General features: G+C 59.8%; 19 protein-coding genes. 8 read left to right on the top strand and 11 right to left on the bottom strand.

The annotated features are described in order from the left end of the window. Positions 1-15: 15 nt before the first annotated feature. Positions 16-1,452, bottom strand: a complete 1,437-nt coding sequence (locus Q0837_RS11505) for a S41 family peptidase (protein ID WP_298469110.1) — start codon at positions 1,450-1,452, stop codon at positions 16-18. Positions 1,453-1,690: 238 nt separating this feature from the next. Between Q0837_RS11505 and Q0837_RS11500 the strand changes: the two genes are divergently transcribed. Then, a complete protein-coding gene (locus Q0837_RS11500; RefSeq protein WP_298469108.1) occupies positions 1,691-2,281 on the top strand; it encodes a YbhB/YbcL family Raf kinase inhibitor-like protein in 591 nt (196 codons plus the stop codon). A 27-nt stretch (positions 2,282-2,308) separates the two neighbouring features. Next, positions 2,309-2,560 (top strand): SWIB/MDM2 domain-containing protein, encoded by a 252-nt coding sequence (locus tag Q0837_RS11495; protein ID WP_298469106.1) that lies wholly within the window; start codon positions 2,309-2,311, stop codon positions 2,558-2,560. A 16-nt stretch (positions 2,561-2,576) separates the two neighbouring features. Here Q0837_RS11495 and Q0837_RS11490 read toward each other — a convergent pair whose 3' ends face one another. From Q0837_RS11490 to Q0837_RS11480, 3 genes are read right to left on the bottom strand one after another with little or no spacing between them, the layout of a single operon-like run. Next, positions 2,577-2,825, bottom strand: coding sequence for a DUF3253 domain-containing protein (locus Q0837_RS11490; RefSeq protein WP_298469104.1), 249 nt, complete (start codon positions 2,823-2,825; stop codon positions 2,577-2,579). Next, complete coding sequence (locus Q0837_RS11485) at positions 2,822-3,208, bottom strand: DoxX family protein (protein WP_298469102.1); 387 nt, start codon at positions 3,206-3,208, stop codon at positions 2,822-2,824. The genes Q0837_RS11490 and Q0837_RS11485 overlap by 4 nt, the downstream gene beginning before the upstream one ends. Continuing rightward, a complete protein-coding gene (locus Q0837_RS11480) occupies positions 3,205-3,660 on the bottom strand; it encodes a cupin domain-containing protein (protein ID WP_298469100.1) in 456 nt (151 codons plus the stop codon). Before Q0837_RS11480 ends, Q0837_RS11485 begins: the two co-directional genes overlap by 4 nt. A 44-nt stretch (positions 3,661-3,704) precedes the next feature. Between Q0837_RS11480 and Q0837_RS11475 the strand changes: the two genes are divergently transcribed. Further along, positions 3,705-5,015, top strand: coding sequence for a dipeptidase (locus Q0837_RS11475; RefSeq protein ID WP_298469099.1), 1,311 nt, complete (start codon positions 3,705-3,707; stop codon positions 5,013-5,015). Here Q0837_RS11475 and Q0837_RS11470 read toward each other — a convergent pair whose 3' ends face one another. After that, positions 5,016-5,168 (bottom strand): hypothetical protein, encoded by a 153-nt coding sequence (locus Q0837_RS11470; RefSeq protein WP_298469096.1) that lies wholly within the window; start codon positions 5,166-5,168, stop codon positions 5,016-5,018. A gap of 84 nt (positions 5,169-5,252) precedes the next feature. Then, positions 5,253-6,089 carry a 2,3,4,5-tetrahydropyridine-2,6-dicarboxylate N-succinyltransferase gene (dapD, locus tag Q0837_RS11465; protein ID WP_298469094.1) on the bottom strand — a complete coding sequence of 279 codons (837 nt, stop codon included), beginning with the start codon at positions 6,087-6,089 and terminating at the stop codon, positions 5,253-5,255. A gap of 24 nt (positions 6,090-6,113) precedes the next feature. On the opposite strand from dapD, the gene Q0837_RS11460 reads away from it, so the two are divergent. Together Q0837_RS11460 and Q0837_RS11455 are read left to right on the top strand one after the other, a co-directional pair. Continuing rightward, positions 6,114-6,263, top strand: a complete 150-nt coding sequence (locus Q0837_RS11460) for a hypothetical protein (RefSeq protein WP_298469092.1) — start codon at positions 6,114-6,116, stop codon at positions 6,261-6,263. A 34-nt stretch (positions 6,264-6,297) separates the two neighbouring features. Next, on the top strand, positions 6,298-8,721 hold the full coding sequence (locus Q0837_RS11455; protein ID WP_298469090.1) for a S8 family peptidase: 2,424 nt from the start codon (positions 6,298-6,300) through the stop codon (positions 8,719-8,721). Between the two features lie 3 nt (positions 8,722-8,724). On the opposite strand, the gene Q0837_RS11450 is transcribed toward Q0837_RS11455, so the two are convergent. The 5 genes from Q0837_RS11450 to Q0837_RS11430 all read right to left on the bottom strand — a co-directional run bounded on the left by Q0837_RS11450 (position 8,725) and on the right by Q0837_RS11430 (position 14,700). Beyond that, entirely contained in the window at positions 8,725-9,819 is a 1,095-nt protein-coding gene (locus Q0837_RS11450; RefSeq protein WP_298469087.1) for a phosphotransferase family protein, read from the bottom strand. Further along, positions 9,819-10,907, bottom strand: a complete 1,089-nt coding sequence (locus tag Q0837_RS11445; protein WP_298469085.1) for a Zn-dependent alcohol dehydrogenase — start codon at positions 10,905-10,907, stop codon at positions 9,819-9,821. Before Q0837_RS11445 ends, Q0837_RS11450 begins: the two co-directional genes overlap by 1 nt. Positions 10,908-10,940: 33 nt before the next feature. After that, positions 10,941-12,278 (bottom strand): acyl-CoA dehydrogenase family protein, encoded by a 1,338-nt coding sequence (locus Q0837_RS11440; protein WP_298469082.1) that lies wholly within the window; start codon positions 12,276-12,278, stop codon positions 10,941-10,943. A gap of 101 nt (positions 12,279-12,379) precedes the next feature. After that, the gene (locus tag Q0837_RS11435) at positions 12,380-13,816 is read right to left on the bottom strand and encodes an MFS transporter (RefSeq protein WP_298469079.1); all 1,437 of its coding nucleotides are present in this window, start codon (positions 13,814-13,816) and stop codon (positions 12,380-12,382) included. After that, the gene (locus tag Q0837_RS11430; RefSeq protein WP_298469077.1) at positions 13,813-14,700 is read right to left on the bottom strand and encodes an SDR family NAD(P)-dependent oxidoreductase; all 888 of its coding nucleotides are present in this window, start codon (positions 14,698-14,700) and stop codon (positions 13,813-13,815) included. The genes Q0837_RS11435 and Q0837_RS11430 overlap by 4 nt, the downstream gene beginning before the upstream one ends. A gap of 174 nt (positions 14,701-14,874) precedes the next feature. Here Q0837_RS11430 and Q0837_RS11425 point away from each other — a divergent pair, with 174 nt between their 5' ends. From Q0837_RS11425 to Q0837_RS11415, 3 genes are all read left to right on the top strand, one after another. After that, a complete protein-coding gene (locus Q0837_RS11425) occupies positions 14,875-16,068 on the top strand; it encodes an acyl-CoA dehydrogenase family protein (protein ID WP_298469074.1) in 1,194 nt (397 codons plus the stop codon). A 114-nt stretch (positions 16,069-16,182) separates the two neighbouring features. After that, entirely contained in the window at positions 16,183-17,322 is a 1,140-nt protein-coding gene (locus Q0837_RS11420; RefSeq protein ID WP_298469070.1) for an acyl-CoA dehydrogenase family protein, read from the top strand. Positions 17,323-17,332: 10 nt separating this feature from the next. Beyond that, positions 17,333-18,136, top strand: coding sequence for an SDR family oxidoreductase (locus Q0837_RS11415; protein ID WP_298469067.1), 804 nt, complete (start codon positions 17,333-17,335; stop codon positions 18,134-18,136). Positions 18,137-18,267: the final 131 nt, after the last annotated feature.

Here is an 18,267-nt window from a genome sequence, read left to right as displayed (position 1 = left end):
CGGTCGAAGCCGCTCTTAGTACAATCCGGGGATCTCGTACTGCGCCGCGTTAGGACGCGTCGGTTGGAGAACCTCGCGCCCGCCGACGCTTTGCGCCGTTTGGCCCGCACCGCCACTAATCGGAGCGGCGCATGTCCGCCCACCAAGGAAGTCGAGCGCGACCCGGATGGAATCCTCAGTCGGATCGCCGAACGCTTTCGTGATGTCGTCGTCGGCACGGCACGTATTTGGCATCACGCTGGCAAGGCCCGTGAAGTACTCGCCGTTGCCGTCAGCGTTCAGCGTCTGGAAGGTCACTGCGCGCACGCGCAGATCGCAGGCGGCGAGGTCGAATCCGAACTGGCCGACAGGCTTGCCCGACGTGTTCGAACCGATCAGAGCCATGCCGTTGCCGACATAGGGTATCATTGAATTGGTCACGAGCTCGCTAGCCGAAGCTGTGCTGCGCGTGCCGATCACTGCGATCTTGGTCGGTTGAATCGCGTTGACTTCGTTTTCGAACAGCTCGGAAGAGTTCTCCGATGACTTCGACGCGCGCAGCACAGTCTCGCTCCACAACTGACCGACACGGCCCTGTCCCATCAGATCGCCCATCGTGTCCGCAACGCTTACCAATCCGCCGCCATTGTAGCGCAGATCGAGGATCAACTCGGTGACACCTTCGCGTCCGAACTCACCGAAGGCAGCGCGAAGCTGATCGGCTGCGTCGGAGACAATGAATGTGCGCAGATTGAGGTAGCCGACTTTCTTGCCGCCGTCGTCGAGGATCAAGGTACCATAGCGGTCCGATATCGGATCGAGCGCGAAATCGGTCTTGGTAACTGTGGTCTCGATCACATTGCCGCCAAGCTGCGCGAAGCGGATCACGCGCGAAACACCGGCATTCGACGGGCCCAGCGCGTTCACGACCGCCTGAGGTCCGCCTGACGCCATCAGCGAGCTAATCGTCTGCAGATTCGCGCTGGAGGTTCCGATCGCGAGCAATTCCGTGCCGCGGTCCATCCCGGCGGCAAAGCCATTGGCGTTCTCGAATGCTTCGAGCAGGAAAACTCTATTATTGACCGTGTCATAGGCCAGACGAATGCCGAAGCCGGCGCTCGCCCCTGAATTGATCAGATCGTTTTCGGCCTGGATCGAGGTCGCAAAGGTGAAACCCTTGTCAAAGGATTGCGCGCGAGCTGGCGCAACACGAGCATCCAGGAATGACTGAACATCACTGAAGCTTGCGGCATTGGCCGAATTGTCGAGCAGGTTTGGAAATAGATACCATTCGTCCAGCACGCGATCCGCAAAGTCGATCTGTTCCGAGATTGCGCAGGCTGCGGTGGTCGGGGTTGGAGTTGGGGTCGGGCCGCCTTGCGTGGGAGGTGCATTGGATCCTCCACCACCACCTCCACATGCGACAAGCGCAAGGGCAAGGGTTGCAGAAAGCGTTGTGCGGCCGATTTTCATGGGGGTGCGACTCCGGATATTCCGTTTTTGGTATGCGACAAATTCAGGCAAAACATGCCCGCCGACGGGCTGCTGAGCAAGAATTTGCATCCACAATCACCCCATTCCCGATGGACCGTGGCTGAATTTACACGATTTTCGTCGGGTTTTCCGCAGAATCCGGGGCAAATTCCTTGGGCGTCCCTCGTTTCTCGCCGGGGAAGGGACTAGCGTCGCCCCATCATGAGACGACAGAATCATGCCTGAACTGCCCGATTGGCTCTCTTCGAAGCTGCCCGCAGCCGCGCGCCACGGAGGCCTCGCGATTGCGAGCCTTGGTGATGCGCGCTCGTTTGGGCGCGGAGGCTTTGCTTTAAGCAGCCCTGCGTTCGATAGCGGCGAAGAACTCGATCCGTGCTTTACCGCGAAAGAAGAAGACGCTGTCGCGCCGCCGCTGGAATGGACGGCACCGCCGCCTGGCGCGCAGGAGCTGATCGTAATTGTCGAGGACGCGACGACCGCTGGTGATGAGCCGCAGTGCCATTGGCTGGTATGGGGCCTCGCCGGACAGCGCGGTAAGCTCCTCGAAGGAGAAGTCCCGCCGCGCACGGGTAAGAATGCTCAAGGCAACTCGGAATGGCTTTTGCCCGATCCGCCCGAAGGCGAAACGCGGCACTATGTGTTTCAGATTTTTGCAACCGACCTTCCACTCACTCTCATGCCGGGCGCAAGCCGGGCCGATCTCATCAAGACACTCGAAGGCAATGTCATGGGCTGCGCGGTACTAACCGCTCCGTTCACCGGCACGGCTGGTGATGATGAGGCATGGGATGACGAAGATCTCGACTAACCTGCCAGAACTACAAGGGAGAATATCATGGCTGGAAAAACCAACGCACTGCAGAAACCGGTGCAACTTTCGGGTGAACTCGAAGCAGTGATCGGCAAAGGTCCGATGACTCGCGCTCAGGTGACCTCAAAGGTCTGGGAATACATCAAGGCGAACAGCCTTCAGGACAGCAAAGACAAGCGTCAGATCAATCCTGATGCGAAGCTTGGCGCGGTGATCGGCAAGGACCAGATCTCCATGTTCAAGATGACTGCTGCTGTTTCAAAGCACCTCACCTAAGTTCAGGTGAAGCACATCAGGTCGGCTGGCGGCGCGCGATGCGATATGGCCCGCGCCGCCGGCTGGTCGCTTTTCCTTTCCGCGATAGGGTAATCGACCCGGCTTCGACCATCGTGTCGACAGCTTTGTGGACCCCATCCATATGCTCGCGCCAGTTGCCACTGCCGTGAGCTAAGCTCCGTGCCGCTTCGCTCGGACAGATCGTCTTTCCTGCCCCGCGCTGATCGAGCAATTCGATGATCGCGCTTTCGGCGTCAGATGTCATGGCTTTTTGATCACGCCACCAACCCATAGCGCGAGCCAGATCAACAGTGGCTGAGCGATCATGCGCGGCACATGATAGACGAGGCCCAACCCGCCATCCTCGCGCGCCATATCTATCGCGAAATGATTGATGTTCGCCGGCCAGACACACAGCGCATAGAGGGCGAGACCCACGCCTCCGGCTTGACGCAGCTTCATTGAGAACGGTTGTACGAGAGCAATAGCACCGGCAACCTCTGCAATGCCGGTCCAAAAGATCACCGCCTCAGGATAGGGCACCCAGTCGGGTGTGATCGTCAGGAACGGCTCCGGCCTCACAATATGCGCATACCCTGCGAAGGCGTAGAATGCCGCCAGCAATATCCGCAAACCGGATTTGATCACGCGCCCGGGCTCCAGCCCGGCGCAGCAAGCTCGAACCCAGCGAATTCAAAGCCAGGTACCACCACGCAGGAAACGAGTGTGTAGCCGGCGGCCTTTTCGCTTGGCGGGGATGGCTCGGCTGCTTGCCAAGCTCCGGTCGGAACGAGGCCCTGCAAACTCTGACCTGACGTGACATCTCTGCCAAGGGTGATGCTCTTGACGGGTCCGGCATCGTCATCGGCAATCAACAAATCGAGCGGATCGCCGCTCTGCCAGAACCATAGTTCATCCGCATCAACCCGGTGCCAGTGCGATCGCTGATCTGACGTCAGCAAGAACAGGATCGCGGTACCCTTCGCCCGGCCAGACGCCTCTTCATCGCTGCGCCACGTCTCCCGATACCATCCGCCTTCAGGATGAGGTGCGAGTTCCAATTGTTCGATCAGTGCGCGCGCGCTATCGGTCTGTTTCACAACACATCCCCTTTGTCGCCGCCCTACTGGGAGTTTCGATCATCATGCAACGTTTCGCCACTTCGCTTGTCGCCATCGCCGCCTGTCTGGCCACTCCGTTAGCCGCGCAAAGCGTGGAGGAAGACATCGCCCCAGTGGTTGAGACCGACCCAGCGGTGATCACGGCGACCGCAGCACTTGAAGCGGCTCCCATATTCGACGGCCACAACGACGTGCCGATCCAGCTGCGCGCGCGATTTGACAACCAGATTAACGACTTCGATTTCTTCGACACGACCGGTACCGGCGAAACCCATCCGGAAGGCCGCGTGATGCATACCGACATTCCGCGCCTCGCCGAAGGGAAAGTGGGCGCGCAATATTGGTCGGTCTACGTGCCCGTCAGCCTTAGCGAGCCGGAGGCGGTGCAGATGACGGTGGAGCAGATCGACGTGATGAAGCGCTTGATTGCGCGCTATCCGGGCAGCCTGCGCTACGCCGAGACCGCCGATGAGGTTGAGCGCGCGATGGCGAATGGCGAGGTCGCATCGTTGCTCGGTATGGAAGGTGGCCACTCGATCGGATCAAGCCTCGCGGTGCTGCGCCAGATGTACGCACTGGGCGCGCGTTACATGACGATTACGCATTCGAAGAACACACCTTGGGCCGATAGCGCGACCGATACGCCCGAGCACGATGGTCTGACCGATTTCGGCAAGGATGTGATCCGCGAAATGAACCGCATCGGCATGCTGGTCGACCTAAGCCATGTCAGTGAAGCGGCCATGATGGACACGCTGGATGTTGCGCAGGCTCCGGTTATTTTCAGCCACTCGGGCGCGCGCGCGATCAATGGCCATGCGCGCAATGTACCCGACAGCGTGCTCCAGCGCCTGCCCGAAAATGGCGGGATCGTGATGGTCGTGGCGCTACCCGGCTTCCTGAATGACGAGCGCCGGCAGTGGTATGCCGAGCGGGAAGCGCTTGAGGCCAAGCAGAAATCGCTGTTTCAAGGGCAGCCGGATGTCGTGAAGGCGGCGATGGATGCTTGGGACGCTGAAAACCCCGAACCACAAACCATGGTCAGCCACATGGCCGACCACATCGATCATATTCGCGAGAATGCTGGTGTGGAATCCATCGGGATTGGCGCCGATTTCGATGGTATGCCGACTGGCCCCGTCGGTTTCGAAGACACCAGCGGCTATCCTGCGCTGTTCGAAGAACTCGCCCGGCGTGGCTACTCGCAAGTCGAGTTGGAACTGATCTCCAGCCGCAACGCAATTCGCGTGCTGCGTCAGGCCGAACAATACGCCGCTAGCGTCACCAGTCAGCCGCCGATTGAGTCTTTGATCCCAACCGGCGACGGAGAGTGATCAGCCATAAAGCGCTGGAATAATCCAGACTAGGCTCATCGCGATCACCGCGAGGAACAGGCTGATGCCGAGAACATAGCGAAGAATGCCCGGCGTGCTCGCAGCGCGTGCATCGTCGTCTTCGATGTGAATGGCTTCGTCTTGGTCGGTCATAGTCCCTCCGGTGTTTTCCCTATGGGATGCTAACGGAAAGGCAGTGTACTCGTTCCGAGAAGGATTGGGAAATCTCTTGCCCAATCAATCGCGCAGCAGGTCGTTAATGCCAGTCTTGGACCGCGTTTGAGCATCGACGGTTTTCACGATCACTGCGCAATAGAGCGACGGCCCAGGTGTCCCGTCGGGTAGTGGCTTGCCCGGCAGCGATCCGGGCACAACCACAGCGTAGGGCGGCACTTCGCCCATGTGGACTTCGCCTGTCGCGCGATCGACGATCTTGGTCGACGCTCCGAGGTAAACGCCCATCGAAAGCACGGCGCCTTCGCCCACGCGCACGCCTTCGGCGACTTCGCTGCGCGCTCCGATGAACGCACCATCGCCAATGATCACCGGCTCCGCCTGCAAAGGTTCGAGCACGCCGCCGATCCCGGCACCGCCCGAAATGTGGACGTTTTTGCCAATCTGCGCGCACGAGCCGACAGTTGCCCAAGTGTCGACCATGGTGCCCTCACCGACATAGGCGCCGATATTGACGAAGCTCGGCATCAACACAGCGTCTTTGCCGATAAAGCTGCCGCGCCTCACCACGGCACCGGGCACCACGCGAAAGCCAGCTTCTCTGAAACGATTATCACCCCATCCGGCAAATTTCGTCGATACCTTATCGAAAGCCGGTGCGCCGCCCGATGCGTTCTCCATCACCCGGTTGTCTTTGAGCCGGAATGACAGCAGCACCGCTTTCTTCAGCCACTGATTGACACGCCAACCGCCGCTCCCATCGGGCTCGGCAACGCGCGCTTCGCCATTGTCGAGCAGTGCCAGCGCGTCGCTGACGGCATGACGAACTTCGCTGCCCGGCGTGATCTCACCTCGTGTTTCCCAAGCGGCTTCGATTTCGGCGATAAGGGTGTCGGTCATAGTTCCTCCGGCGACAGGCCAAGAATGGCACGCGAACAAATCGACGCCCGCGTGGTTGCGCTCGCGCTGCTAGCGGGGTGCGACAAGCGCGGCAAGGCCGCTGAGCGCGTTAACGCAAAGTTGCACCTGACCCACGGGCAATCCCTTGTAATCGCGATAACCATGTGCGTATGAATCGATGCCAAGGGGTGATGTAAGGATGGACCATATGCCCAAAACCCCCACGCTGCATTCCCAGAAGGTTGTTCCCGTCGCGAATGATCCGCGCGCTCCTATCACCTGGAAGGTGGTTGCGGCGAGCGTCGCGTGCGCTGCACTGACTGCGTGCGGGGGCGGGGGAGGCGGTGTGAATCCTGGTCCGATTGCGGCACCGCCACCTCCACCCCCGCCGCCCCCTCCGCCTCCGCCTCCACCACCTCCTCCGCCAACGAATTTCGACACTGCCGAGTTTCGTCGGTCCGATGGACCCGAATTTCACGGTGCCGATGCGGCATGGACGGAAAACTTCACTGGCGATGGCGAGATCATCGCGGTGGTCGACACCGGCATTGACAGCGACAGCCCCGAATTTGCGGGACGCGTCCACCCGAATTCTGCCGACGTCGCGGGCAATCGCGGGATTGATCCTGAAGACGATCACGGAACAAACGTCGCCCTCGTCGCGGCCGCCGCTCGCAATGATGACGGTGTGCTTGGCATCGCATTCGATGCGCAGATCCTATCGGCTCGGGCGGATCAACCGGGTTCGTGCGGTGCAGACACTCCGCAAGATGCCACGCTTGGGTGTGTGTTTGCAGATAGCGATATCGCTGCTGGTGTCGATTTGGCAGTCAACAACGGTGCCACAGTCGTCAATCTTAGTCTCGGCGGCGGCGCTGCCTCGCAAGTGTTGCTCAATGCGATTGGCCGTGCCGCGAATGCCGGGATTGTGGTTGTCGTGGCAGCAGGCAATGGCGGCGATGGATCGGAGCCCGGCATCGACCCTGATCAACCCGACCCGTTTGCTTCAAGCATCCTGCAGGCGGGCAATGGCAATGTCATAATCGTCGGCTCGGTCGACGCCAATGGCGACGCCTCCGGGTTCAGCAATCGCGCCGGAAACTTTGCTGGATCGTATATTTCGGCGCGCGGAGATCGCATTTGCTGCGTCTACGACAACGGCGAAGTGTTCGTTGAAACGATCGGCGGCGATCAATTTGTAACGTTGTTTTCCGGCACCAGTTTTGCCGCTCCGCAGGTGGCGGGGGCGGTCGCAATTCTGGCCCAGGCTTTTCCAAACCTGACGGCCAATGAAATCGTCGAGATCCTGCTCGATACGGCGCGCGATGCCGGGACGACTGGCGACGATGCGGTCTTCGGAACCGGTATTCTCGACATCGCCGCCGCCATTGCACCGCAGGGGACGACCACTGTGGCGGGTACTGGGACGGCACTGGCTCTGGCGGACGATTTTGCGCTCGGGTCTGCAGCGATGGGTGATGCTCTAAGCGGCGCGCAGATCAACACGACGGTGCTCGATAGCTATGACCGGGCCTACAATGTCGCGTTGGGCGGCAACGCCCGAAATGCAGCGCAGCTTCAGCGTTTGCGAGGCGCGGTTGAGCGGGCCGGGATCAACCGCTCGGTTTCAGGCGGCGGTTTCGCCGCCGCCGTAACGATAGGCGAGGGGCAGCGTGCTGCGGGGCTGAATTGGACCGGCAATCTGCAACTGACGCCCGATGAAGCTGATGGCGCACGCGTGTTGGCCGCCCGCGTTGCAGCGCGCGTGGCACCCGATTTACAGCTGGGCTTTGCGATTTCGCAGGGAGCGAAGGGGCTCGTCGGGCAACTGCAAGGCGCAGACCGACCTGCCTTCGCCATTGGGCCCCAAGCGGGCAGCGATGCTGGATTCCTCGACAGCAGCGAGATTGCCTTTGCAGCCCGGCACACGGTCGGCCCGTGGGGTCTGACAGTTTCAGCTGAGCGCGGACGCGCCTGGTTAGGGGACAGGCGCCGCGCGGGCGACGTTGTGTTTGGATTGCGTGAACGACGACCAACTTCGAGCTTCAGTTTGGCTGCGGACAGAGCGTTTGGCGGGCTGGACACAGTGCTGTCAGCGACGTGGTTGACCGAAGACAACACATTACTTGGCGCGCACTTCAACTCGGCGTTCGGGCTACAAGGGGCTGACACGCTTTTCGTCGACGCGCAGGCTGCGCATTCCTTCGCACGGAATTGGCGTATCAGCGCGGCCTTGCGAGGCGGACTGACCCGCCCGCGTGGTGGTTCACTGATAGGCGACGGGTCGCAATTGTTCAGTGAAGCATGGTCGCTAGACCTGACGAAGCGCAGCACATTCGCATCAGGCGACAGTATTGGCTTGCGCCTGAGTCAGCCCCTTCGTGTCAGCGGAGGTACGCTCGCCCTCGACTTGCCAGTGGCATACGATTACGCAACCGAAAGCCCGATCATCGGACGCCAGACCCTCTCGCTCTCGCCCGAGGGTCGCGAAATCATGGGCGAGCTGGCGTGGGGCTCGCCACTGCTATTCGGCTACGCAAATGCGAGCTTCTTCTACCGGCATCAACCGGGACACTTCGCCAACGCACCCGCCGATACGGGCGTGCTAGTCGGCTTCAACGCTTCGTTCTAGAGCTTACTCGGGCATCCCGGCGTCGCGCGCGAACATATACGCGCGTTCGACCAGCGGCAGTACCCGGTCGCTCATTGACTTGGCGTGCGCAGATGAAGCGGTGCCATCGATGACGCGCTTCTTGATGCCCTGCATGATCCCTGCGAGCCGGAACAGGTTGTAGGCGAAGTACCAGTCCATCGGCGGCACCGGATAGCCAGTGCGCGCGACATAACGTTCGACCGCTTCCTCGACTGTCGGAATGCCGAGTTCCGGCAGATCAAGACCGAGCAATCCCGCACGCCCATCGGCAGGCTGGAACCAGTTGAGCATCAGATAGCTGAAATCGGCAATCGGATCGCCGAGTGTCGAAAGCTCCCAATCGAGCACCGCGATGATCCGGTTTTCGGTCTTGTGAAAGATCACATTGTCGAGCCGGTAATCACCGTGAACAACGCTGCTTTCGTGCTGCGGCGGAATGGTTTCCGGCAGCCATTCGATCAGCCGCTCCATCTTGGGCATGTGCTCTGTTTCGGACAGCTTGTACTGCTTCGACCAGCGCGAGATTTGCCGCGCACAATAGTCGGTTGGCTTGCCATAATCGCCAAGGCCGATTTCGTCCGGCTTGTTGAGATGCATATCGGCGATGGTATCGATCAGCGCGTTGTAGAGCTCGCGGCGCTCCTCCGGCGTGCACCCGGGCAATGCGCCATTCCAGAGCGAGCGGCCATCGGCCATGCTCATCACGAAGAACTTCGATCCGAGCACGTCGGGGTCTTCGCAAAGTCCGTATGTCTTTGGTACCGGAAAGCCGGTGGGATGCAGGCCGGTCATAGCTTTGTATTCGCGGTCAACCGCGTGCGCGCTTGGCAATAACTTGCCGAATGGCTGACGGCGCAGCACGTAGTTCGCACCGGGCGTTTCAATCTTATAGGTCGGGTTCGATTGCCCGCCCTTGAATTTCGTGTAGCTGATCGGCCCTTCAAAGCCTTCGACATTGGCTTCAAACCATGTCGTCAGTTTCTCAAGATCGAGCTTGTCCGCGTCTGGCACTTCGACCGTGCCGACCATTTCCTTGTCGAAGTCGATGTCGGGCATGCCGCTTTCGTTCTTAGCCATCAGTCAAATACCACCACGCTGCGCGCCGAATGACCCTCGCGCATCTTGTCAAAGCCTGCATTCACGTCGTCGAGCGAAATGCGCTCCGCAATGATTGTGTCGAGATCGAGCAAGCCGCGCATATAGAAATCGACGAGGCGAGGGAGGTCGACCGGGAAGTGGTTGCCGCCCATGATTGCGCCCATCAGCTTCTTACCGCTGAGCAGGTCCATCGCCGACAGGCCGACTTTGCAATCGAGCGGCATCATGCCGAGGATCACAGCCGTCCCGCCGCGCCTTAGCGAGGCCACCGCAAGATCTGCTGCTGCCTGACGACCAACCGCTTCGATCCCGTAATCGACACCGCCACCGGAAATCTCAAGGATCTGCGCGGCTGCATCATCGGCAAGGGCGTCCACTGTGTGCGTCGCGCCCAATGCTTCCGCCAGCGCGCGTTTCTCCGGCAGCGGATCGGCGGCGATCACCTTGCCCGCACCCGCAATCTTGGCCGAGTTGATCGCAGCGAGGCCAACGCCGCCACAACCGACGACCAGTACGGTTTCGCCGGGTGTCACGGAGCAGGCGTTGAAGATCGTGCCAGCACCGGTGGTCACCGCACAACCGATCACAGCCGCGCGATCCATCGGCATGTCCTTGTCGATCGAAACGCAGGCGTTTTCGTGGATCAGCATCTGCTCACTCAAAGAGGAGAGGTTGAGCATCTGGTTGATCGGCGAACCATCGGCGCGGGTCATGCGCGGCGCATCGCCTTTGCCCCGACGAGTGGCTGCACCCAGGCACAGCGACATCCGCCCGGTCACGCAGAACTCGCACTGGCCGCAGAACGCCGACAGACACGAGACAACGTGATCGCCCGGTTTCACTGAGCGCACTTCACTGCCGACCGCGCGCACCACGCCTGCCGCTTCGTGGCCAGGTACAGCCGGAAGCGGGTGGGGGTAGGCTCCGTCGATAAAGTGCAAGTCCGAATGGCAAAGCCCGCAGGCCTTGGTGTCGATCAGCACTTCGTGCGGGGCCGGATCGGAGTACTCGACGTCTCCGATCACTAGCCCTTCGCCCGGAGTTTCCAGGATTGCTGCTTTCGCCATGCTTGGCTCCCTCTCCCTAGAGCTTTTGCGTGTTTAGCGCGCTACGCCCATGTCGCCGGAACTGAACGCTCCGCCGTCATTGGCCGCGCCACCCGCTCCGCCGCGAAGGGCGTTGGCTGTTGGCCCTTCCTGCGGGATGTGCTTGCCGAATTCCATGCGCGCGATTGAGCGGGCGTGGACTTCGTCCGGACCATCGGCGAGGCGCAAAGTGCGCTGGTGCGCATAGGCGCTGGCGAGGCCGTAATCGTTCGAAACGCCGCCGCCGCCATGGGCCTGGATCGCATCGTCGATGATTTTCAGGGCCATGTTCGGCGCCTGAACCTTGATCATCGCGATTTCCTGCTTGGCAGATTTGTTGCCGACCTTGTCCATCATATCGGCCGCTTTCAGGCACAGCAGACGGGTCATGTCGATATCGATGCGGGCACGGGCAACGCGCTCTTCCCAAACCGAATGCTTGTAGATCGGCTTGCCGAAGGCTTCGCGTTCTTGCAGGCGCTTGCACATCTTCTCCAGCGCTTCTTCGGCAACGCCGATGGTGCGCATGCAGTGGTGGATCCGGCCTGGGCCGAGGCGACCCTGTGCGATCTCGAAACCGCGTCCTTCGCCCAGCAGCATGTTGGAGACAGGGACGCGAACGTCCTTCATCTCGACTTCCATATGGCCGTGGGGCGCATCGTCGTAGCCGAACACGGGCAGGTGACGGATGATGTTCACGCCCGGCGCATCGTTGGGCATCAGCACCATTGATTGCTGCGCATGGCGCTTGGCTTCGAAATCGGTCTTGCCCATCACAATCGACACTTTGCAGCGCGGATCGCCGAGACCCGAAGACCACCATTTGCGGCCATTGATGACGTACTCGTCGCCATCCCGCTCGATGCGGGTTTCGATATTGGTCGCGTCAGACGAAGCGGTGAACGGTTCGGTCATCAGGAAGGCGGAGCGAATCTCACCATTCATGATCGGGTTGAGCCACTCTTCCTTCTGCTCGCGCGTGCCGTAGCGGTGGAACACTTCCATATTGCCGGTGTCGGGTGCGGAGCAGTTGAAGACTTCGCTGGCCCAGCCGATGCGGCCCATTTCCTCGGCGCAGAGCGCGTATTCGAGGTTTGTCAGGCCGGGGCCGTCGAATTCGAATGTGTCGTCGACATGGTGGTGGCTGTCATTGCGCGGGGGCATAAACAGGTTCCAGATGCCGGCTTCCTTCGCCAGCTTCTTCTTGTCCTCGATGATCTGGATGACTTTCCAGCGATCACCTTCGGCATCCTGTTCGTAATAGGTGCCTATGTTCGGGCGGACATGCGTTTCGATGAAGTCGCGCACGCGGTCGCGCCAATAGGCTTGGCGCTCGGTGGGTTCAAAATCCATGGGGGAGTTCCTCTCTCAAGTCCTGAAATGCAATCGAATCTGTTGCGCAGACCGTGGCAGAGCGTGCCACCTGCGCCAAGCTCTCATTTATGCCTGTCAGCTCAACTCTTCGCGGCGGTCAAAGCGCTAACCCTGGCCTCGTGTTGCTCGCGATCGATCGGGAAGCGGGCCAGCCAGAATGCTGCGATTGCCATAAGCATTGATGTTGCAAGCGCATAAAACAGGATCAGGCTGCCGATAGTTGCCTCAGGCACTTCACCGGGGGCGGCATCGCGCGAAAAACTGATGAAGGACAAGACCTGACCAGTCAGGAAAATGCCAAGCCCGGTCGCGCATTTCTGGATCAACCAATTGCCCGAATAGAATGCGCCTTCTGCACGTCTGCCTGTGCGCTCAAGATAGGCTTCGACGATTTCCGCGATCATCGAGCTTGCCGAAATCAACACAACGATCCCGAGCGTGTTGCCAATTATCAGCAAGCCAAGGAGCATAAGACCAGAAACGGCAGTGTTCAGCGGTGGCCAGATCCCCGCATAAAGCGCCATGTATGGAACGAGCGTGAAGATGATTGTCCCAATCGCGGAAAGCGCCGCGCTTCTGGGTTTTCCCAAATGTTTGTGCATCGGCCCGACCACAAAGAACATCAGGATCGCTGACAGGAAAAGTGCGAGCGGATAAAGGCTCAGCGCAGTCACTCCTTCGGGCAGCAAGGGCATTTGCGCGGTATCCAGGCGCCAGACATACAGCGTTAGATAATTGGTGAGCGAGAAAGTCAGGCCTTGATTGATATAGGCCGCAAGTCCGCCTGCAGCGAAGATCAGAAAAGCCCGCTCCCTGAATGCCTCGAAGATTTCCTCGAAACAGGCCTTTATCGTGAATGGCGCAGGTTTTGTTTCCGGGAGGTGAGCAACCAGCTTGTGCTGACCCCAGGCCGATCCCATCACAGACAGCACAATCAGGCAGCCGCCGGTTACTGCCCATGCCCTGTAGCCTTCCCTGTTCAGCAGGCCGTCCTCACCCGCCATGAACACGGTGTAAGCAAGCACCATCATCAATATGCCGCCAAGCCATCCGGAAATATAGCGGAACCGGAACAGGGTCGTCCGCTCGTCATAGTCGCTTGTGATTTCGGGGAGCAGAGAGATTGATGGCACTTCGCAGGCCGACAGCAGAATGCGAACGACCACCGCAATTCCCAGTAAACCTAGAAATGTGGGCGCCTCGCCGCCCGGTGGAGACCACATTATCACCCATGCAATCGCAAGCGGAATTGGCGCTGCATAGAGCCAAGGCAAGCGTCTGCCCCATTTAGTGTAGGTCCGGTCAGAGAGATTGCCGAGGATCGGATCAACAACTGCATCGATCAGAAGCGCGCACAGCAGAGCGAGGCTGACAAGTCCCGCATCCATGCCCATCACCTGACTGTAAAAGAACAACAGGAAAAACTGGAAGCCGGTGTCTTTCACGCCAAAGGCGACTGCACCGAAACCATGGATCAGTTTGAGCTTGAGCGGCAGCTTGCCCTGAATGCGGCTCATTCGGCGTTCGCCCCGCTCGTTTGGGCGTCTGTTCGCGCTGCAGCGCGCGCCTGCTCTTCCATAGATTCAAGCGCGCTCAGGATGCCTTGTTCTTCCGGGTCCCAGCTGTGCCGGGGGCCGACCGTAAGCCCGCCATCCACCAGTATGGATGTGCCGGTGACGAAGCTGGCGGCATCGCTCGCTAGATAGGCAAAGGCTTCGGCAATATCCTGCGGCTGTCCGCCGCGTCGGATCGGCTGTGTGTTAGAGGAAATCTGCGCGATGGCCGCGTTGGCGGTGCTCTTCATCTCATCAGGAATCTCGAGCGACGAAGTGAAGATGTTGGTGTTGATGAAGCCGGGCTGGATGGCATTTACCCGAATTCCGAACTGCGCGAGATCGGTTGCCGTGCATTTCGTGAGATGCAGTACGCCAGCTTTCGCGACGGCATAGGCCGTTGGTGAATATCCGGGGCCAACTGCCGCGACGCTAGAGATGTTGACGATGCTTGCGCCAGGGCGCTGTTTCATATGCGGCGCGGCGTAGCGAATGCCGAATGCGACCGAACGCAGCACAAGGTCCATCGTCCCGTCCCATTCGGCAGGTTCGATCTCGTCGATTGGAGGTCGTGCACCGCCAGCAGCGGCGTTGTTGAGCACAATGTCGATGCCGCCCGCTTCTGCTGCGGCGTCGTCCATAAGCGCTTTGATCGAAGCGGGATCGCTGACATCGCAATGCTTGAAACGAATGTCGCCATCGCTTTCGGAGGCGAGCTTTTGCCCGCCTTCATCATCAATATCGCTGGCAAAAACGATCGCGCCTTCGCTCGCCAATAGCCGTGCACTGGCCGCCCCAATTCCCGACGCTGCGCCCGTGACGACAGCGACCTTTCCAGAGAATCGCATCAAGCATTTCCTCTCTCAATCCCGATTTGCAACCTAAGCGGACTGACGGGTGCGTCAACGTAAACCGGCTGACGCTACGGCATGCGCACCTCCCATTTCCGTGCTTGCAGGCACCGGGCAAATCACCATAACGTTAGCGTCAAGTGGGAGCTTATTGAGAGAGGAGTCGGCACCATGTCCGATCTGGAAACATTCCGTACTGAGACGCGCGCATGGCTTGAGGTAAATTGCCCGGCCGAAATGCGCGAGCCCGTGCGTGACGAAGAAGACGTCTATTGGGGCGGTCGCCGTGCTGAGTTCAAGAACGACGCGCAAAAGGCGTGGTTCGAGGCATGCCTCGCCAAAGGCTACACCGTTCCGGCATGGCCCAAGGAATATGGCGGCGCTGGTCTGAACCCTGCCGAAGCCAAGGTGCTGCGTCAGGAGATGAGCCGCATCAATGCGCGTCCACCGCTCAGCTCGTTCGGCATCTGGATGCTTGGCCCAGCTTTGCTGCATTTCGGTACGGAAGAGCAGAAAGTGCACTTCCTTGGCCAGATCGCCCGCGGTGAGATCCGCTGGTGTCAGGGCTATTCAGAACCGGGTTCGGGCAGCGATCTTGTCAGCTTGCAGACATTTGGCGAAGACAAGGGCGATCACTGGGTCGTCAACGGCCAGAAGGTCTGGACCTCCTACGCCGATCAGTGCGATTGGATTTTCTGCCTTGTCCGCACGGACAAGGAGAACAAGTATCAGGGCATCACCTTCATGCTGTTCGACATGGAGAGCGAAGGCGCCTCGACCAAGCCGATCAAGCTGATCAGCGGCAATTCGCCCTTCTGTGAAACCTTCATGGACAATGTGAAGGTGCCCAAGAGCTATGGCGAAGGTCTTCCTGCCTATGTCGGCGAGATCAATCGCGGCTGGGACGTGGCGAAGTATTTGCTCGGCCATGAGCGTGAGATGATCTCTGGCGCTGGCGGCGGCGATCGCACCAGCGCTATCGGTGCGGCCATGTCGCGCCATGCGGCCAAGAACGGCGACGAGCTCGATCCCGTACTGCGCGCCGAACTCGCGATGTTCGATGTCGATGCGCTGGCTTATGGCGCGATGGGCGAGAAGTTCCTCGATGAAATCAAGGTCGGCAAGGCGCATCCAGCGCAGCCGAACATGATGAAATATGCCGGGACCGAGCTGAACAAGCGCCGCCACGAACTGATGATGGCAACCGGCGGTTCGCGCAGTCTCGAATGGGAAAGCGAAGAGACCGAAGGCGGCAAGCCGTCGCGCAATTGGCTGCGGACCAAAGCGAACTCGATCGAAGGCGGAACCAGCGAGGTCATGCTCAACGTGATCTCGAAACGCATTCTCGACCTGCCGGGATCGTAAACAAGGCGTCGCCCCGGACTTGATCCGGGGCCGCCCCGCCATCGTTTCCAAAACTGAACAACGATCCCGGATCAAGTCCGGGATGACGAATTGAATTCCGGGAGAGGAACTCCAATGCCCCTTTATCACGACGACGATCAGCAAATGCTGGCGGACACCGCGACCAGTTTTATGGCCGAAGAAGGCAATATTGCGAAACAGCTGCGCCATTGGCGTGACCGCGATTGCCCCGATGGATTTGGCCATGACCTGTGGAAGCAGATGGCTGAGATGGGCTTTACCGGAATGCTGGTGGGCGAGGACGATGGCGGGCTTGGCATGGGTCATGTCGAAGCGGGGATCGTGCTTGAAGAGATTGGTCGCAATCTGACGCCTTCGCCGTTCCTGACCTCGTCCGTTCTGGCGGCAACCGCGCTCAAACACGGATCGAACGATCTTAAAGGGCGCTACCTGCCCGGTCTGATCGAAGGCGAAAGCGTATTCGCAGTCGCGGTCGATGAAACCGCCAAACACCGTCCGCAACGTATCACGACCAAGGCTGAGAAATCGGGCAACGGTTTCAAGCTGACCGGCTCCAAGAGCTTTGTGATCCAAGGCGCGAGCGCGGATATGCTGATCGTTGCCGCCCGTACCAGCGGCGCGGATGATGACGATGATGGCATTACGCTGTTCGCGGTTCCGAAGGACGCCGCAAACATGAGCCACGATGCGGTACGGCTCGTGGACAGCTCGGTTGCCACGCACACCAAGTTCGACGGCGTAGAATTGGACGGCGATGCTGTGATCGGCGAAGTCGATGGCGGGCGCGAAGTGCTCAACTCCATGCTCACGGCAGGCCGGATCGGTGCCGCTGCCGAAGGTGTCGGTGTTGCTCGCGGTGCGATGGATATGACCGTCGATTACCTCAAGCAGCGCAAGCAATTCGGTAAGCTGATCGGGGAGTTCCAGGGCCTCCAGCACCGCGCTTCGCACCTCTATTCCGAAGTCGAGATCGCTCGTGCGGTCGTCATCAAAACCCAGCAACTTCTCGATGGTGGCAGCGAACGAGCCGAATTGATGAGTTCGGTCGCCAAGGCCAAGGTTTCCAGAACCGCCGGTCTTGCGGTCAAGGAAGGTGTTCAAATGCATGGCGGCATTGGCATGACCGACGAATACGATATCGGCCTTTACATGAAGCGTGACCGCGCGCTTCAGGAGTTCCTTGGCGATGCCTATTTCCACGCCAACCGCGTCGCTGAAATGAGCGGATACTGAGGACACTGACATGGACATTCAATCACTCTTCGGTCTCGACGGCCGCATTGCGCTCGTCACGGGCGGTTCGCGCGGCATCGGCAAGATGTTCGTCGAGGGTCTCCTCGCGGCAGGCTGCGCGCGGGTCTACATCTCGGCACGCAAGGTCGATCAGATGCAGGAGACCATTGCGGAATTTGGCGAGGATAAGGTCATCGGTATCCCCGCAGACCTGAGCCAGATGGACGGCATCCAGTCGCTCGCCGACGAGATGGCGAAGCGCGAGGACAGGCTCGACATCCTGATCAACAATGCAGGTGCGGCATGGGGCCAGCCATATCTCGAATTTAACGAGGCAGGTTGGCATCGGACGATGGACTTGAACGTCAAGACTCCGTTCTTCCTGACGCAGAAGCTGCACGATTTGCTGGTCGCGGCGGGCAAGGGTGATCACCCGGCCAAGGTGATCCATGTATCCTCGATCGATGGGCAGCGGATCAATCCGTGGGAAACCTATGCTTATCAGGCGTCCAAGGCTGGTGTGATCCAGCTGACCCGGCGGATGGCGGCGCGCCTGATCCAGGACAACATCATTGTCACCTCGATCGCTCCCGGCGCTTTCGCCAGCGAAATGAACAAGGCTGCGAAGAACGCGCCGGATGCCAGCGCTTCGATGATCCCGGCCAAGCGGATCGGGACCAAGGAAGATATGGCTGCGGCCGCGATCTACCTGTGCAGCCGCGCAGGCGACTACGTGATCGGCGATACAGTGACGGTCGATGGCGGCGTCGTGAATGCCGCGCTGCCCAACATGTTCAACGATCCGGCGGGCTAGGGGCTTCGCTCACTGAAATTCGAGAGGCCGTCAGAGCGATCTGGCGGCCTTTTGTTTTGCAGGCGCGAAGGAAGTTGACACAATTGACACTCTGTCACCCTCTTGTTTTCAGGGTAAGCATCTGAAGAAGA

This window comes from uncultured Erythrobacter sp. (genome assembly GCF_947499705.1).
Classification (GTDB): domain Bacteria; phylum Pseudomonadota; class Alphaproteobacteria; order Sphingomonadales; family Sphingomonadaceae; genus Erythrobacter.
Note: the sequence above shows the minus strand (reverse complement) of the source record. Positions and strands in the feature narration are given on the sequence as shown.

Bases quoted from the DNA above. Each gene is read 5' to 3' on its own strand.
- Q0837_RS11505 (WP_298469110.1), bottom strand. From the start codon at position 1,452: ATGAAAATCGGCCGCACAACGCTTTCTGCAACCCTTGCCCTTGCGCTT.
- Q0837_RS11500 (WP_298469108.1), top strand. From the start codon at position 1,691: ATGCCTGAACTGCCCGATTGGCTCTCTTCGAAGCTGCCCGCAGCCGCG.
- Q0837_RS11495 (WP_298469106.1), top strand. From the start codon at position 2,309: ATGGCTGGAAAAACCAACGCACTGCAGAAACCGGTGCAACTTTCGGGT.
- Q0837_RS11490 (WP_298469104.1), bottom strand. From the start codon at position 2,825: ATGACATCTGACGCCGAAAGCGCGATCATCGAATTGCTCGATCAGCGC.
- Q0837_RS11475 (WP_298469099.1), top strand. From the start codon at position 3,705: ATGCAACGTTTCGCCACTTCGCTTGTCGCCATCGCCGCCTGTCTGGCC.
- Q0837_RS11470 (WP_298469096.1), bottom strand. From the start codon at position 5,168: ATGACCGACCAAGACGAAGCCATTCACATCGAAGACGACGATGCACGC.
- dapD (WP_298469094.1), bottom strand. From the start codon at position 6,089: ATGACCGACACCCTTATCGCCGAAATCGAAGCCGCTTGGGAAACACGA.
- Q0837_RS11460 (WP_298469092.1), top strand. From the start codon at position 6,114: ATGGCACGCGAACAAATCGACGCCCGCGTGGTTGCGCTCGCGCTGCTA.
- Q0837_RS11455 (WP_298469090.1), top strand. From the start codon at position 6,298: ATGCCCAAAACCCCCACGCTGCATTCCCAGAAGGTTGTTCCCGTCGCG.
- Q0837_RS11450 (WP_298469087.1), bottom strand. From the start codon at position 9,819: ATGGCTAAGAACGAAAGCGGCATGCCCGACATCGACTTCGACAAGGAA.
- Q0837_RS11445 (WP_298469085.1), bottom strand. From the start codon at position 10,907: ATGGCGAAAGCAGCAATCCTGGAAACTCCGGGCGAAGGGCTAGTGATC.
- Q0837_RS11440 (WP_298469082.1), bottom strand. From the start codon at position 12,278: ATGGATTTTGAACCCACCGAGCGCCAAGCCTATTGGCGCGACCGCGTG.
- Q0837_RS11435 (WP_298469079.1), bottom strand. From the start codon at position 13,816: ATGAGCCGCATTCAGGGCAAGCTGCCGCTCAAGCTCAAACTGATCCAT.
- Q0837_RS11430 (WP_298469077.1), bottom strand. From the start codon at position 14,700: ATGCGATTCTCTGGAAAGGTCGCTGTCGTCACGGGCGCAGCGTCGGGA.
- Q0837_RS11425 (WP_298469074.1), top strand. From the start codon at position 14,875: ATGTCCGATCTGGAAACATTCCGTACTGAGACGCGCGCATGGCTTGAG.
- Q0837_RS11420 (WP_298469070.1), top strand. From the start codon at position 16,183: ATGCCCCTTTATCACGACGACGATCAGCAAATGCTGGCGGACACCGCG.
- Q0837_RS11415 (WP_298469067.1), top strand. From the start codon at position 17,333: ATGGACATTCAATCACTCTTCGGTCTCGACGGCCGCATTGCGCTCGTC.